Raw genomic sequence first — 15556 nt, 5'->3', positions numbered from 1 at the left:
CCTACGTGCTGGGCGCCTGCAGCAGCGCGGTGTAGCGGCGCTGCATCTCCTCGGGCGTCAGTGTTTCAATGCTGTGGCCCACGCTCCAGCGGTGGCCGAAAGGGTCGCGAAAGCTGCCTGATCGCTCGCCGTAGAACTGGTCCTGCGCGGCCATCTCCAGCGTGGCGCCCGCTTGCAGCGCGCGGGCGATCACCGCGTCGCAATCGTCGACGTGCAGGTGCAGGGTCACGCTCACCGGCTTGTCCGGCACGGGCGCGCCGGTGCCGCATTCCGGAAACTCGTCCGACAGCATCAGCGTCGTGCCGCCGAATTCCAGTTCGGCGTGGCCGATGCGGCCGCTGGGCTCCGTCAGGCGAAACTTCTCGGCCACGCCGAACACCGAGGTGTAAAAGGCCAAGGCTTTTTCGGCGTCCTTGACGTGGATATAAGCGAACAGTTCGTGAATGGCCATGGGGGGTGAACTCCTGAAAGCAAATCCTGAATGAAGGGAATGCGGCCAGTCTATGGAGCTCCGGCCTTGGGGTCTTGAACAAAATTGACATGCGGCCCGGGCAGGGCGCCAGGCCGGGGCACCAGCACATGATTGGCTGACACGGGCCGCGCCAGCCGGTATTGCTCGGGTGTCAGGCCCGCGAATTCGCGGAACTCGCGGCTCAGGTGCGGCTGGTCGCTGTAGCCTGCCTCCATCGCCACGGCGGCCAGGCCCATCGGGCCTTGCAGCATCGGCAGCGCTTTCTGGAAGCGCCGCACCCGGCAGTAGAGCTTGGGGCCCAGGCCCACCGCTTGCGAAAACAATCGTATGAACTGCCGGTGGCTGTAGCCGCTGCGGGCCACGGCTTCCTCCACGCTCATGCCGGCCTCGAACTGCCGCAGCGCCTGCTCCACCAGTGGGTGTGCGCCCTGCGCCGGCCCGGCGCGCAGGCGCTGCAGCAGCAGGGCCTCCAGGCGGCGCAGGGTTTGCTGCGGCGTCGCGGCGGCCAGCAAGTGCTCGCGCACCAGCGCGGCATGGCTTTCCCCCCACAAGTCTTCCAGGCTCACATGCCGGCCGGCCAATTCATCAGCCGGCAGGCCCAGCAAGGCTAGCGCCGCGCCCGGCAGCAACTGCACGCCCACTGAATGCGAAGGCGCGCTGATGTCCTTGGCATAAAAGGCCGCGCGCGGCCCGCCTACCAGGGCCGGGCCCAGCGGCCCCCCCTTGCCGCCAGCGGCGTCGTCAAAGATGCGCACGCCCGGCCCCGAGAGGCGAAACACCAGGTGCATCAGCCCCGTCGGCAATACATGCTCGCGCGCCGGCGCAGGGTGCGATCCCGCGGCGGCGGGCTGGCTGATCCACACGGTCTTGACGTAGCGGGCAAGCAGGGGATGCGGGGCGCGTTGCATAGGCCCAGTCTAGGCCTTGAAAGCGGCCCGTGCCAGGCGGCCTCCCATGCCGCGGCGCAACCCGCGGGCTTTCCGGGCTCAACGCTTCATCTCTTCAGGGGGAGAAATTTAATTTCAGAATTAATGCACATGTCCCAGGGTAATCACTTACAGAATCTCACATTTAGGCAAATATCCTACGGATTCTGAAAATTACTTTCACTTAGGAGTGCTTTATGGCTACACGAATACACGCGCACCGGTTACTGCCGGCACTGGTTTTCGGCCTGATGGCCGCTGTGCAGGGCGCCGCGCCTGCGCTGGCGCAAGCCCCCGCTTCAGCGGCCAACCTGGCCATGGTGGGCGAGCCGCCCTCGCTCGATCCCATGCAGGCCACCACCGACCTGGTCGGCACCATCATGCAGCACGTGTATGAGCCGCTCTACACCTTTGACGCCAAATGGAATGTCGTGCCCATGCTGGCCGAGGGCATGCCGCGCTTTTCCGCCGACGGCAAGGTCGTCACCATTACGCTGCGCAAAGGTGTGAAGCTGCACTCGGGCCGCGCGCTCGATGCCGAAGACGTGGTCGTCAGCCTCAAGCGCTGGATCAAGGAAGCGCCGCGCGGCAAGGCCGTGGGCAAGGAAATCATCGAGCTCAAATCCGCCGGCCCGCTCACGGTGGAGCTGACGCTGCGCAATCCCTACGCACCGCTGCTCGCGCAGCTGGCCCTGCCCAGCGGCATGGCCGCCATCATGGCCAAGGAGGCCGTGCAGATTCCGCTGCGCGACTTCATCGGCACCGGCCCCTACAAGTTCAAGGAACGCCGCACCGACCAGTACGTCGTGCTCACGCGCTTTGACGGCTACAGCGCGCGCAAGGAGCCGGCCAACGGCTACGGCGGCAAACGCGAGGCCTTCATCGAAGAACTGCGCTTCATCCCCGTGCCCACGCCCGGCACGCGCGTCGAGGGCGCCATGTCCGGCCAGTTCCACTTTGCCGACCTGCTGCCCATAGACGCGCTGGCCCGCCTTGAAAAAGCCGGCGGCCGCGCCGTGCCGGTGATCACCCCGGCCTTCGGTTTCCCCTACCTGGTGTTCAACACCCGCGAGGGCATCAACGCCAACAAGGGCATGCGCCAGGCCATACAGACCGCCATCGGCCCCGGCGAAATGATGGCCGCCGGTTTCGGCGACACCCGCTTCTTCACCGCCGAGGCCAACCACTTCCCGCAAGGCTCGCCTTACTATTCCGCCGCCGGCGGCGAGAACTACAACCAGCGCGACCCCGCCAAGGCCAAGGCCCTGGCCGAAGCCGCGGGCTACAAGGGTGAAACCGTGCGCATCCTCACCAGCCGCCAGTACGACTTCCACTACAACATGGCCGTGGTCATGGCCGAGCAGCTCAAGCGCGCCGGCATCAAGGCCGAGCTCACCGTGGTCGACTGGTCCACGCTGGTGCAACGCCGCAACGACTCCGCCGCCTGGGACATCTACGTGACCCACTCGGGCCTGCTGCCCGAGCCCATGCTCTCGCCGCCGCAACTCGGTGACGGCGCGCCCGGATGGTGGAACACCCCGGGCAAGCAGGCCGCGCTACTCGAGTTCAACCACACCCCGGTGCCCGCCAAACGCGCGCCGCTGTGGGGCAAGGTGCAGCAGCTCGTGTATGACGAGGTGCCCTACATCGACATCGGCAAGTTCAACAGCCTGTCCGCCAAGTCCACCCAGCTCGAGAACTACCAGCCGGCGCTCTGGCCCTTTTTCTGGAACGTGAAGCTCAAGAACTGAGCGCGGGCCACTGCCAGGGAGGCCCAAAAAAGAAAAGCCGTGCGGCCATCAACCGCACGGCTTTTTTGTTTTCTCAGGCAAGCCTTCAAGGGGCCTTGCTTTTGAGGCTCTTGTTCATTGCATTGTCAAATTCCTCACGCGAGAGGAAGCCGTCCTTGTTGGTATCGGCCTCGTCGAAGTGTTTTGAAACACCGCGAAAGTTCGACGCTTCGTCCCGGCTGATCTTGCCGTCACCCGTCTTGTCCATGAACTTGAAGGCGCGCTCCAGTTCCTTGGGGTCATAAAACGTGGTTGTGGACGCCGCGGGCACCGGCGCGCTCGCTGCGGAAGCGGATGCCGCGGCGGCCGGCTCCGTGGCCTGGGCGTGCGCCTGCGTGGCGAGCAGGGCGGCCAAAGCGGCCAGGGCTGGCAAGGACGCCAGCATCAAAAGGCGGGGATATGCCGGGCCGGACATGGTGGCGGCGATGGGATGGGTGTTGGTCGTGGGTTGCGTCATTGGGTTCCTGCCTGGGTGGTCGTAGTCAATCATGGTTCTTATTGGATGCTAGCCCGGCCCTCAATACCAGTGTTCTTGCAGGGTGTTGCGCCGCTTTACACCATGGACCGCTGCAGGAAACACTTCTTTGCATGCGAGAGTCCCTGCTGCATGCTGCTTTCAATCTGCGCATGCCGAAAACCAACTGAATCCGCAGATTTCGCAGATTTACGCAGATGAAGATGAAGAGCCGCCAAGTCCTGTTCAAAACAAGGTCAGGTGCCAGGCGTAGTGGGCATCCCCGTACAAGACCTGGTTTTTAATCTGTGTAAATCTGCGAAATCTGCGGATAAATTCAGACCCCGCATTCGGCCAGCACATTTCGAACCGCTGATCCGATCCTAGAACCGCACCTTCAGGAAAGCCGACGGCCCTTTGAGCTTCACCCGAAAGCGCGCGTTGTTGCTGTCTTCCCGGCGGATGTCGATATCGGTCAGGCCGTAGTCCAGCACCACGCCGACGTTCTTGGCCGGGAACCATTCCACCCCCACGGCGGCGTTGTAGATTTCGCCGCGCGTGCTGCCGCCGGTTTTCTTTACGCCGGACGCATCGGCAAACAAGCGCAGGTCCGGCGAGATCGCGTGCCTCAGACCCAGCTCCAGCAGCGGCGCCACCGCGTCGTCGCTGTCGCTTTGCCGGATGCTGCCGGTGCTGCCGCCTACGGCCGCGGTCGCGCTCAGGTCCAGGCCCACGCGGTAGTAGGCCGCACCCAGGCCCACGCCGAATACCGTGTTGCCCGAACCCATCCACCATTTGTAGGCCAGCTTGGCGAAGTCCACCTTCACGTCCAGGTTGGCCGTGCCCGTGGTCGTCACCGTGCCGCTGCCCGTCCTGAAATTGCTGGCCAGCGAATCCCCGTAGCCGCGCTTGAACTGGTAGTAGTCAAACGACAGGCCCTGGCTGTCGAACAGCAGCAGGTCGGCCTTGATGCGCGGCATGGTCACGCTGCTGCTTTTCGAGTCACCCGAGTCCAGCCTACCGAAGTTGGTGTTCACCGCCGCGTTAAAGGTCGGGTCGGCGTGGAAAGCGCCTATCGAAAAACTTGCGCGGTCCAGCGCGGGCGAGGGCTGGGCCAGGGCCGCGCCGCCCAGCAGCGCCAGGGCGGCGAGCCCGGCCGTCTTCAGGGTGAGCCGTCCGGCACGGCGGGGCCATGGAGTCATCCGCATGAAATTCATCCCATTGAAAAATAAGTGGGCGGCACGCTTTGAATGCCTGAATCAAAATGCCGCAAACGCTGGCGTTTAGTGCCCATAAATTAGCCAGCCCGCTCCGGCCCGGCTATCCGCCAAACGCCGAGGCGCATGTAGGACGGCATGAAGGACGGCGCGTTGCGCAGGCATGGCGTAACATGCGCGGCCACGGAATCGTTTTTGCGTGCCGGATGAATTGAGCTGATGGATCCGGCCCCTTCATGGTTGATGAAGCAGAGGAGAAACCGCCAATGAGAGAACACATGGACAGCCGCAAGCGCTGGTGGGCCCTGATGGTGCTCTGCCTCGGGGTGCTGATGATCGTGCTCGACACCACCATCGTCAACGTCGCCCTGCCTTCCATACGCACCGACCTGCATTTCACCGAGACCTCGCTGGTCTGGGTCGTCAATGCCTACATGCTGACCTTCGGCGGTTTTCTGCTGCTGGGCGGCCGGCTTGGCGACCTCTACGGCCACCGGCGGCTGTTCCTCGCGGGGCTCAGCCTGTTCACCGTGGCGTCGCTCGTCTGCGGCATCGCCAATTCGCAGGCGCTGCTCATCGTCGCGCGCGCGGTGCAGGGCTTGGGCGGCGCGGTGGTGTCGGCGATCTCGCTCTCCCTCATCATGAACCTCTTCACCGAGCCGGCCGAGCGCGCCAAGGCCATGGGCGTCTACGGCTTTGTCTGCGCCGGCGGCGGCAGCATAGGCGTTCTGCTGGGCGGCGTGCTGACGGACTCGCTCAGCTGGCACTGGATTTTTCTGGTTAACCTGCCCATAGGCGGCGCGGTCTTCGCGCTGTGCCTCTTACTGTTGCCCGGCGGCAAGGGTCAGGCCACCGGCGCCAGGCTTGACGTGGGCGGCGCCGTCACCGTCACCACTTCGCTGATGCTGGCCGTCTACGGCATCGTCAACGGCAACGAGGCCGGCTGGCTCTCGGGCCAGACCTTGGGCTTGCTGGGCGCGGCTGCGGTGCTCATGGCCGTCTTCCTGGCGATTGAGTCCAAAGTGCAGACGCCCTTGATGCCGCTGGGCCTGTTCCGCCTGCGCAACGTCGCCACCGCCAATGTGGTGGGCGTGCTCTGGGCGGCGGCCATGTTCGCCTGGTTCTTCATCTCGGCGCTCTACATGCAGCTGGTGCTGGGTTACAGCGCCATGCAGGTGGGCCTGGGCTTTCTGCCCGCCAACCTCATCATGGCCGCGTTCTCGCTGGGCCTGTCGGCGAAGATCGTCATGCGCTTCGGCATACGCGCGCCGCTGGCCGCTGGCCTGCTGCTGGCGGCCGTGGGTCTGGCGCTGTTCGCGCGCGCGCCCGTGGCCGGCAGCTTCGCGCTCGACGTGCTGCCCGGCATGCTGCTGCTGGGCCTGGGGGCAGGTATGGCCTTCAACCCCGTGCTGCTGGCCGCCATGAGCGATGTGGACCCCAGCGAGTCCGGTATCGCCTCCGGCGTGGTCAACACCTCCTTCATGATGGGCGGCGCACTCGGACTGGCCGTGCTGGCCAGCCTTGCGGCCGCGCGCACCACGTCACTGGGCGCTGCGGGGCTGGACGCGACCGCGGCACTCAACGGCGGTTACCAGCTGGCCTTTGTGATCGGTGCAATCTTCGCGGCCGTGGCCGCGCTGCTGGGCGCCGTGCTGCTCAGGCCCGGCGCCGCGGCAGCCGCCGCCGGCAAGCCGGCCCCGGCTACGCACTGAGTTTTAAAGGGCAGGCGGGTCGGTCTCGCGTTCAAAGTGGCGGTGTCGTGCCATCGCCTGGATAAAGCGGTCCAGCGCGACGGCCGTGTCGCCCGACGCGTGCACGATCAGGCCGGGGTCGGCCGGCCCTGTTTTTTTGCCCTTGGCCGCGTCTCCGGGTGCGGCCGCGATACCGGCTTTTTCCAGCAGGCGGGTCGAGGCGCCCAGCGCCAGGATGGTCTTGCAGTGGCGGTACTGGTCCTTGATGAATTCCATCGTGTGGCCGTCGGCTGCCAGCGCCGCCACCGCCTCCTCGCCGTCCGGCAACACCAGCGCGTCAAACAGGAAGCCGGGCTCGTTTTCCAGCGAGGCATCGGCGTCCAGCGTCTGCCCCTCGGCCGTGGCCAGGGCGCCTATGTGCGGGCCCACCAGCCGTGGCACCGCGCCCGCGTCGGCCAGTGCCGCCTGCACCTGGTCAATCGCCGCGCCGGCCACGCCGGGCGCCACTAGCACCGCGATCTTACGTCCGCGTATGCTGCCGTCGCCCGGGCGCGCCTGCAATGACAGCGCGGGCGACACCGTGACCTCGGGCTTGGCGGGTTTGGCCATGGCCCGCGGCATGGGCGCCGGCAGGTCCGGCATGCCCAGGCCCTGCGCTACCCGGCGGGCCAGCGGCTCAGACGCATTGCGCAGCGAGGCCACCATGCGTTCGCGTATCGCCGGCACCGTCACCTTGCTGAGTTCGAAGCGGAAAGCCGCCGCGATGTGCGCCTGCTCCGTCGGCGACTGGCTGTTGTAGAACAGCGCGGCCTGCGTGTAGTGATCGGCGAATTTCTCGGGCTTGGCACGCACCTTGGCCTGCTCTTCCTTGGCCTGCAGGCGCGCCGGCACGCTCACAAAGCCCTGCGCCGCACCGGCCTGGAAGGGGCAGCCACCGGCGAGCGAATTCGGCTCGTAGGCTACGCGCCCGCGCGGGATGGCTTGCCTATGCATGCCGTCGCGCTGGTTGTTGTGAACCGGAGCCAGCGGTGCGTTGATCGGGATCTCGTGGAAGTTGGGCCCGCCCAGGCGCGAGATCTGCGTGTCCACATAAGAATGGATGCGGYCCGCCAGCAGCGGGTCGTTCGAAAAATCAATGCCCGGCACCACATGCGCCGTGCAAAATGCCACCTGCTCGGTTTCGGCGAAAAAATTGTCCGGGTTGCGGTTCAGCACCATGCGGCCCAGCGGCTGCAGCGGGATGAGCTCTTCCGGGATGAGCTTGGTCGCGTCCAGGATGTCGAAGCTGAAGCGGTTCGCCTGCTCCTCGGTGAATACCTGCACGGCCAGCTCCCATTCGGGATAGGCGCCCGACTCGATGCGTTCCCACAGGTCGCGCCGGTGGTAGTCCGGGTCCGCGCCAGAAATCTTCACGGCTTCATCCCACACCAGCGAATGCGTGCCGAACTTCGGGTTCCAATGGAACTTCACGAATACCGACTCCCCCTCGGCGTTCACAAAACGGTAGCTGTGCACGCCGAAGCCCTGCATGGTCGCGTAGCTGCGCGGGATCGCGCGGTCGCTCATCACCCACATCAGCATGTGGGTGGACTCGGGCATCAGCGAGACAAAATCCCAGAAGGTGTCGTGCGCGCTTGCGGCCTGCGGCATCTGGTGGTGGGGCTCGGGTTTCACCGCGTGCACCAGGTCGGGAAACTTCATCGCGTCCTGGATAAAGAACACCGGCATGTTGTTGCCCACCAGGTCCCAGTTGCCCTCGTCGGTATAAAACTTCACCGCGAAGCCGCGCACGTCGCGCGCCGTGTCCTTGGAGCCCCGCTCCCCCTGCACCGTCGAAAAGCGCACGAACACCGGTGTGATCTTGCCCGCCTCCTGGAAAGGCGCGGCCCTGGTGTGTTGCGTGAAAGGTTTGTAGCACTCGAAAAATCCGTGCGCGCCAGAGCCGCGCGCATGCACGATGCGCTCGGGAATGCGCTCGTGGTCGAAGTGCGTGATCTTCTCCCGCAGCACAAAATCTTCCAGCAGCGCGGGCCCACGCACGCCCAGCTTGAGCGAGTTCTGGTTATCGGCAATGGCCACGCCCTGGTTGGTCGTGAGCCAGCGCCCGCCAGAGTCCACGCGCACGCGGTCCAGCGGCTCTATGGTGGCATTCACGCCCTCGGGTGCCATGCTGCCGGTTTTCTCCGAGCCGTTTTCTTCGCTCAGCGTGCTGCCTGTCGCCAGGCGCGACTCGGGTTCCACGCTGGCGCCCGGAGCCGGCGCCACGCCGTTGGCGAAGCCATGTTCGCCCGCTTTGTTCGGGTTGCAGGGCATGGCCGCCGCGAGGTCCTGCACCTGCGCCATCTTTTCAGCAGCGGCGTCCTCGCTTGCGTCTTGCGCGATGCGAGCAGGGCCGCTGTCGGTGTTTTTGGGCGCGGCCTTTGAAGAAATTCCGGGGGATTTGGGCATGGGGATCAATCAGAAAAGTTGATGGGAGTGCTGCCTTGCCGCGTGAACCCGCCCAACAAAACGTGAAGCAGGTCCAGTCGAGATTCGAGCAAAGGCCGCGGCCGCTTGATGCTATTTTTCACCCGGCACACGCGATGTAGGACGCTGCGCCGTGCAAGTCACAGCGGACTTCTTCGCGCCTGCCACTCCCGGTGCGAGGGGTTACGTTTCGTGGTCACCCGCGCGCTTGGCGCCCGGCGCATGAAGCCAAAGGACCTCAGAGGGTCTTAGACAAACCCAGGCGACACAGTGCTGCGCAACGGGATGAAGCCTGCCTGCGCAAGGGTTTCCGTCCTACAGAAATGCCGAAAGGCCTCGGCCTACGATTCGGCTTTTCCCCAAGGAGAATTCCATGCCGGACGACAAAAGCAAGACAGCTGCAGACCGCAAACTTATCTCGATCGAGGAGCCTCATGAGCTGCGCGACTGGACCCAGTCGCTGGGCTGCACCGAGCAGCAACTGCGCGAGGCCGTCAAGGAAGTCGGCAACTCCGCCGACGCCGTGCGCCGCTACCTCTCCAAAAAATAAGCGGCACATTGCTGCGGGTCTCGCATGTTCGACCTCCAAGCCGCCTGGTGGGAGCTGCCGCTGCGGGCCGTGATCATCTACGGCGCGCTGTTGGTCATGGTGCGCGTTTCCGGCCGGCGCACCGTCGGGCAGTTCACGCCTTTTGACCTGCTCGTCGTGATGCTCCTCAGCGAGTCTGTTTCCAGCGGGCTCAATGGTGGCGAAGAGTCCGTCACAGGGGCCTTGCTGGCAGCCGCCACGCTGGTGGCGCTGAACGTCGCCGTCGCCTTCGCCACCTCGCGCAGCGCCGGCCTGCAAACGCTGATGGAAGGCCGGCCCGTGCTGGTGGGGCGCGACGGAAAAATATTCGGCGAGGTTCTGAAGAAGCACCGGGTTCCCGTCGCTGACGTCGAGCAGGCGCTGCGCGAGGCCGATTGTGAACAGTCCGAAATGAAATACGCCTGCCTGGAGGCCGACGGCCAGATCAGCATTCTCAAAGACATCACCAGCCCGCCGCTGGCGTGCGGGCAGTGAACGCAGAGGAGCTTCCGCGCAGCCGCAGCGTGCTGCTGCTGATCGACTTCATCAACCCGATGGACTTTCCCGGCGCCGAAGACCTGGCCGCCACGGCGGTTGAGGCCGCGCAAGCCACTTCGGTCCTGAAGGGCCGCTTGCGCGAAGGCGGCGTTCCGGCCATCTACGCCAACGACAACTACGGCGGCTGGCAGTCCGATTTCAAGACCCTGGTCGAGCGCTGCTCCGGCAGCCGCGGCGCTTCGGGTGAGATGGCGCGGCTGCTGCGCCCCCACCCCGGCGACCTCACGGTGCTCAAGCCCCGGCATTCGGCCTTCCTCGGTTCGCCGCTGGACCTGCTGCTTGGACGCATCGAGGCCAAGGAGCTCATCCTCACCGGCCTTGCCACCGACATCTGCGTGCAGCTGACCGCGATGGACGGATTTTTGCGCGGCTTCGCGCTGCGTGTGCCAGCCGATTGCTGCGCGGCCGAGTCGACCGAGCACCACAAGCAGTCGCTGGCCTACATGGCGCGTATCCTCAAGTGCGACACCTCGCCCTCGGCCTTCTTCAAAGGCTGACCCGTTTCAACACCCGTTCCCAGGAGAAAAGCATGACCACCATCACCGGAAGCTGCCATTGCGGCAAAAACGCCTTTCGCATAGACGGCGACATGCCGGCCCAGCTCACGCGCTGCACCTGTTCTTTCTGCAGCAAGAGGGGTGCGCTGCTGGCTTACTACACACCTGAACAGTTTCACGTCACCACGCCTGCCGGCGCCGACGCCGTTTACCGTTGGCAGACCAAGTTGGTCGACCATCACTTCTGTCCCGAGTGCGGCATTTCCACCTATTCGGACAGCCCGGCCTTTGAGATGGACGGCAGCTGGGACGGCAGCACCCGCCGCATAGGCGTCAATGCGCGGCTGTTCGACGATTTCGATGCCGCCACGGCGCCTGTCGCCGTGATAGACGGCAAAAACCTCTGGTAGCTCATGCGTGCAATCTGGGAACAAATTTATCCGCAGATTTCGCAGATTGAAAACAGGAAGTTTTAATCGGAATCTCACTCCTCGTGACTTTGCATCTAAGAGTCTTCATCTGTGTAAATCTGCGTAATCTGCGGATATAAATTCCCGCAGCTCAGAAATGCGGCGGCAGCTCGTCACGCAGGCTGCGCGTGGTGGTGATGTCGCCGTCGCGCACGGGCGCGGCCTTGAGCTCGGTCACCTCGCGTAACAGGGCATCGATTTGCTGCTGCTGGCGCACGATGACTTTGTCCAGCTGCTCCAGCAGGTCTTCGGCAAAGCTCGCCTTGATTTCCAGTTCGGTCAGCCGCCGTTCGGTGGCGACGTCATGGCGTGGGGCTCGTGCGTCTTGTGGGTCTTTGGGTGTGTTCGGTTGTTCCATGCCTGTATTGGACATGAAGCCGGGCCGGTGCCTGCGGGGCAGGGCGGGCAGGGTGTAGTGGGCAGGATTGGGCATTTAGCCCCCTTGTGTTTACCCCGGGCCTTGTCTAAGCTGGCCCATCTTTGCGCAGAAGGGGGGACAACATGGACGAACAAGCCATTGCAAAACCCGAGGCCCCGCGGGGGTGGGGCCTGCAGGCGGAGCGCGACGCCATTGCCGCGCGCAGGGCCGTTGTCTATGCGGGCGAGCAGGCGCCCGAATACACCTGGGGGCTGGCCCTGTCGGGCGGCGGCATCCGCAGCGCAACTTTTTGCCTCGGCGTGCTGCAGGCGCTGGCGAAAGCCCCGTTCAAACTGCCTGGGGAAAACAGCCCTTTGCCCGGGAGCACGGACGCTTCAACGCCGTTAAATCCCTCAACGCCGCCAACGCCTTCAAAGACTCCCTGGCCCCTGCTGGCGCGCTTTGACCTTCTCTCCACCGTCAGCGGAGGCGGCTATACAGGCGGCTTTTTCTCAGCGCTGTTTAGAAGCCGGGATCCGTCGGAGCCGGTCTCGGACGCCGCTGCCGCCGCGGCGGCAAAAGAGGCCTACGCCGCGCTCGCGACCGATCCACCCGGCAGGCTCAGCAAGGTCAGGGACCCCTCCACCGCGGCGCCCGGCGACACGCACGACAGGCCTTTGCGCTGGCTGCGCGAAAACGGGCGCTACCTGGCGCCCAACAATGCGGGCGACCTGCTCTACGACGTCGCCATCGCCATCCGCAACCTGTGCGCCGTGCACTACGTGATCGGCGTCACCCTGCTGGCCTTGTTCCTGTTGATGTTTGCCCTGCGCTTTGCCGGCCTGCACATCCCCTGTGAGCCCTTGCAGCATGCGGCGGTGATGCTTGAGTCCCGAATGCAGCCGCAGCTTTCGCCCTGGCGCGGCGACATCTGGTACAGCCCGTGGTTCGGCATCCTGGGCTGCTGGCTCATCGCCGCGGTGGTGCCCTGCGGCGTCGCGTATTGGCTGGACAGGGACAGGACCCGCGCCCGGCCCAGGAAGCCGGCTGCATCTGCCGGTGAACCATCCCGCACAAAAACATGGGTGCGTTCCCTCCCTGTGCCGGCGGTTGCCGCAGCGATTTTGCTGGCCCTGGGCATTGCCGCCGCCTGCTTTCTGCGGCCCCAGGGAGCGGGGGAGGGCGCGGCCTGGATGGCATGGCTGCCGACCGCGCCTGGGCCCGTCATCGTCCTGGTGCTGATGGATGTCGCACTCTTTGTGGCGCTGCTGGTGTTTGCCGCCGCCAAATATTGCCCGCCTTACCGTTCGCCTTACCCCTACAGCCTGCCCATGGAGCCCCGGCTGTTCCGCAACCGCATCACGCGATGGCTGTCCAGGGTGTTGGCCGTCTCGCTGGCCATCGGCCTGCTGGCACTGGTGGAGACCGCCGGGCAGACGCTGTACCTCTGGCTGGTGATGAACCCGTCGGCGCCCGCCACCCTGTGCAGCGTGGCCGGCGCCGTTGCCGCCCTCGTCGCGGTGGTCCGCAAGTTCGCGCCCCTGCTGGCCCAGCCCGGCAAGGACGGCCGGCTCGGCAAGCTGCCGCTCAACGCCATCCTGGGTGCCGTGGGCCTGGCCCTGGTCCTGCTGCTGGCCGTGGCCTGGAGCTGCGCGGCCGCGGCCTTGCTGTTCGGCATGCAGGCGCCGGCGACCGGCGCCGGGCAGCTTCTGGTCGAGGCCATGTTTACCCAGGCCGGTTCGAGCCTTGGTTTTGCGGGGATGCAGCGATACGCCTATCCGGCGGTGCTGATGGCCTTCTGCCTGGCGGCCACGGTGGCGGCCGGTTATTTTCTGGGCTTTGTCAATCTGTCGAGCCTGCAGGTGATGTATGGCGCGCGCCTCACACGCGCTTACCTCGGCGCGTCGAACAAAAAGCGGTTTGACCCGGAAGCGCCCAGGATGGACGTGACCGAGGCCGACCCGAGCGACGACTTCTCGCGCGAGGACTACTACGGCCGCAAGCACCTCGGTCCGGGCCACCTCATCAACATCACCATCAACGCCACCACCGGCACAGGCGACCAGCTCACCCAGCGCGACAGGCAGGGCCTGCCGCTGGCCGTCACGCCCGCGGGAATCACCGTGGACGGCAAACCCTGGGACTGCACCTGCGGCAATTTCGCCGGCGCGCAGCCCCCGGCGAAGGCGCTCAGGTGGCTGCCTCCCGAGCTGTCCATCGGCCAGTGGATGGGTGTGTCCGGCGCGGCGTTCTCGACGGGGCTGGGCCGCGGTACCTCTCTGGGGCAGGCCATGCTGTTCACCGTCACCAACATACGCCTGGGCTGGTGGTGGAACTCGGGTAAAAAAGACGCCCGAAAACTGTCGCCCCTGTGGCGCAACCAGGCCTACCTGCAGCGCGAACTGCGCGCCCGCTTTCTGGGCACGGACGGCTCGCACTGGTACCTGAGCGACGGCGGGCATTTTGAAAACACCGCCGTGTTCGAGCTGCTGCGACGGCGCGCCGGTTTTATCGTCTGCTGCGATTGCGGCGCCGACCCGGGCTACGGCTTCGCCGACCTGTCCAACCTCATGCGCCTGGCGCGCATTGAGTTTCGCGCTGAATTCGAATGCGTCCCGCCCGCCGTGTTTCCTGGCTTCACCCCCGATGCGGCCAGGCTGGAACCCTACTTCGCGCTCGACGAAGCCGAACTCGGCCCGCCCGCCGGCCCACCGGGCAAACTCCCCATCGCCCCCGACGACAAGTGCGCCTTGCTGTACCGCGTGCGCTACGCGGGCGCGCCCGGCCAGGAAAGTTTTTTGCTGGTGCTCAAGCCCCGCCTTATCAAGAGCGCCCCACTGGACCTGTTCGGCTACCAGGTCAAAAACCCCTCGTTTCCCCAGCAGACCACCTTTGACCAGTTCTTTGACGAGGCCCAGTGGGAAAGCTACCGCAAGCTGGGCGCGCTGATCGGTTCCCGCATCTTCCAGTGAGGCCCGCGCGCGCAAGCCGGGGCGGGCCAAAAGGCCGGGGGCAATACCCGTTTTCCTCATCCGGAATACAGGAGCCGTCGCGCCGGCCCCAGGCCTTTCACCTCACAATCCGCCCACCATGACCCAACTTCAAAACTTCCCCTCCGACTTTCCCATCACCCAGAAATGGCCCGCCCAGCACCCCGAGCACATCCAGCTCTATTCGCTGCCCACGCCCAACGGCGTCAAGGTGTCCATCATGCTCGAGGAGACCGGCCTGGCCTATGAGCCGCACCTCGTCAGCTTCGAGACCAACGACCAGATGTCGCCGGCCTTTCTCTCGCTCAACCCCAACAACAAAATCCCCGCCATCATCGACCCCCAGGGCCCCGGCGGCCAGCCGCTGCCCTTGTTCGAGTCCGGCGCCATCCTGCTCTACCTCGCCGAAAAAACCGGCCGGTTCATCCCCCAGGACGCGGCAGGCCGCTACGAAACCATCCAGTGGCTGATGTTCCAGATGGGCGGCATAGGCCCCATGTTCGGCCAGCTCGGCTTCTTCCACAAATTCGCCGGCAAGGAATATGAAGACAAGCGTCCTCGCGACCGCTATGTTGCCGAGTCCAAGCGCTTGTTAGGCGTGCTCGAGAAGCGGCTTGAGGGGCGGGCCTGGATCATGGGCGATGAATACACCATCGCGGATATTGCGACCTTCCCGTGGGTCCGGAATCTGGTGGGATTTTATGAAGCCGGTGAGCTGGTGGAGTTCTCCGGCTTTCCTAACGTCAAGCGGGTGCTGGAGGCTTTTGTGGCGCGGCCTGCGGTGGTGAAGGGGTTGGCTATTCCCAAGCGGGGGTAAGCGCCTGGGTAAGCCGGTTTTGCCCGGCGGGCGCCTCCCCTTTCTCTCTTTCTCTGCTTTCTCTTCCACTGCTTTCTCGGCATAGGGCGGCTGGCCGGGGGTTGCCCGGCGGCAACTTACTTTTCTTTTGCTTCGCCAAAAGAAAAGTAAGCAAAAGAAAAGGCGACCCTGGTGTCTGCGTCCCCTTCGCTTCGCTACGGGGCAGCCTGTGGTGCTCGGTCCAGACGGGGTCAAAAACAACTCGCTTCGCTCAGACAAAAAACAACTCGCTTCGCTCAGACA

Annotated in this window: 14 protein-coding genes; 8 read left to right on the top strand and 6 right to left on the bottom strand. The window is 65.0% G+C overall.

Annotation, left to right across the window (positions count from 1 at the left end; all coding sequences use genetic code 11):
* Position 1: 1 nt before the first annotated feature.
* Together AC1DXS_RS22690 and AC1DXS_RS22685 are read right to left on the bottom strand one after the other, a co-directional pair.
* Positions 2-451, bottom strand: coding sequence for a VOC family protein (locus AC1DXS_RS22690; RefSeq protein WP_477739712.1), 450 nt, complete (start codon positions 449-451; stop codon positions 2-4).
* A gap of 50 nt (positions 452-501) precedes the next feature.
* Positions 502-1380: a helix-turn-helix domain-containing protein gene (locus AC1DXS_RS22685; protein WP_477739711.1), complete on the bottom strand. Its 879-nt coding sequence runs from the start codon at positions 1378-1380 to the stop codon at positions 502-504.
* A gap of 269 nt (positions 1381-1649) precedes the next feature.
* Between AC1DXS_RS22685 and AC1DXS_RS22680 the strand changes: the two genes are divergently transcribed.
* Positions 1650-3149 (top strand): ABC transporter substrate-binding protein, encoded by a 1500-nt coding sequence (locus tag AC1DXS_RS22680; protein WP_477739729.1) that lies wholly within the window; start codon positions 1650-1652, stop codon positions 3147-3149.
* A gap of 85 nt (positions 3150-3234) precedes the next feature.
* Here AC1DXS_RS22680 and AC1DXS_RS22675 read toward each other — a convergent pair whose 3' ends face one another.
* Both AC1DXS_RS22675 and AC1DXS_RS22670 read right to left on the bottom strand, forming a co-directional pair.
* Complete coding sequence (locus AC1DXS_RS22675; protein WP_477739710.1) at positions 3235-3645, bottom strand: EF-hand domain-containing protein; 411 nt, start codon at positions 3643-3645, stop codon at positions 3235-3237.
* A 380-nt stretch (positions 3646-4025) separates the two neighbouring features.
* Entirely contained in the window at positions 4026-4844 is an 819-nt protein-coding gene (locus AC1DXS_RS22670; RefSeq protein ID WP_477739709.1) for a hypothetical protein, read from the bottom strand.
* A 281-nt stretch (positions 4845-5125) separates the two neighbouring features.
* Between AC1DXS_RS22670 and AC1DXS_RS22665 the strand changes: the two genes are divergently transcribed.
* Entirely contained in the window at positions 5126-6571 is a 1446-nt protein-coding gene (locus AC1DXS_RS22665) for a DHA2 family efflux MFS transporter permease subunit (protein WP_477739708.1), read from the top strand.
* A 3-nt stretch (positions 6572-6574) separates the two neighbouring features.
* Here AC1DXS_RS22665 and AC1DXS_RS22660 read toward each other — a convergent pair whose 3' ends face one another.
* Positions 6575-8998 (bottom strand): catalase, encoded by a 2424-nt coding sequence (locus AC1DXS_RS22660; RefSeq protein ID WP_477739707.1) that lies wholly within the window; start codon positions 8996-8998, stop codon positions 6575-6577.
* 391 nt (positions 8999-9389) lie between these two features.
* Here AC1DXS_RS22660 and AC1DXS_RS22655 point away from each other — a divergent pair, with 391 nt between their 5' ends.
* Genes AC1DXS_RS22655 through AC1DXS_RS22640 form a run of 4 tightly spaced genes read left to right on the top strand, consistent with a single transcriptional unit; the run spans position 9390 to position 11049 of the window.
* Positions 9390-9566: a DUF3606 domain-containing protein gene (locus tag AC1DXS_RS22655; RefSeq protein ID WP_477739706.1), complete on the top strand. Its 177-nt coding sequence runs from the start codon at positions 9390-9392 to the stop codon at positions 9564-9566.
* Between the two features lie 24 nt (positions 9567-9590).
* Positions 9591-10079 (top strand): DUF421 domain-containing protein, encoded by a 489-nt coding sequence (locus AC1DXS_RS22650; protein WP_477739705.1) that lies wholly within the window; start codon positions 9591-9593, stop codon positions 10077-10079.
* The gene (locus AC1DXS_RS22645) at positions 10076-10639 is read left to right on the top strand and encodes a cysteine hydrolase family protein (RefSeq protein ID WP_477739704.1); all 564 of its coding nucleotides are present in this window, start codon (positions 10076-10078) and stop codon (positions 10637-10639) included. Before AC1DXS_RS22650 ends, AC1DXS_RS22645 begins: the two co-directional genes overlap by 4 nt.
* A gap of 32 nt (positions 10640-10671) precedes the next feature.
* Positions 10672-11049, top strand: coding sequence for a GFA family protein (locus AC1DXS_RS22640; protein WP_477739703.1), 378 nt, complete (start codon positions 10672-10674; stop codon positions 11047-11049).
* A 151-nt stretch (positions 11050-11200) separates the two neighbouring features.
* Here AC1DXS_RS22640 and AC1DXS_RS22635 read toward each other — a convergent pair whose 3' ends face one another.
* Positions 11201-11467 (bottom strand): SlyX family protein, encoded by a 267-nt coding sequence (locus tag AC1DXS_RS22635; RefSeq protein ID WP_477739728.1) that lies wholly within the window; start codon positions 11465-11467, stop codon positions 11201-11203.
* A 143-nt stretch (positions 11468-11610) separates the two neighbouring features.
* Here AC1DXS_RS22635 and AC1DXS_RS22630 point away from each other — a divergent pair, with 143 nt between their 5' ends.
* Positions 11611-14439 (top strand): hypothetical protein, encoded by a 2829-nt coding sequence (locus tag AC1DXS_RS22630; RefSeq protein ID WP_477739702.1) that lies wholly within the window; start codon positions 11611-11613, stop codon positions 14437-14439.
* A 118-nt stretch (positions 14440-14557) separates the two neighbouring features.
* Positions 14558-15274, top strand: coding sequence for a glutathione binding-like protein (locus AC1DXS_RS22625; protein WP_477739701.1), 717 nt, complete (start codon positions 14558-14560; stop codon positions 15272-15274).
* Positions 15275-15556: the final 282 nt, after the last annotated feature.

The organism is Polaromonas sp. P3_B1 (assembly GCF_056402935.1).
Note: the sequence above shows the minus strand (reverse complement) of the source record. Positions and strands in the feature narration are given on the sequence as shown.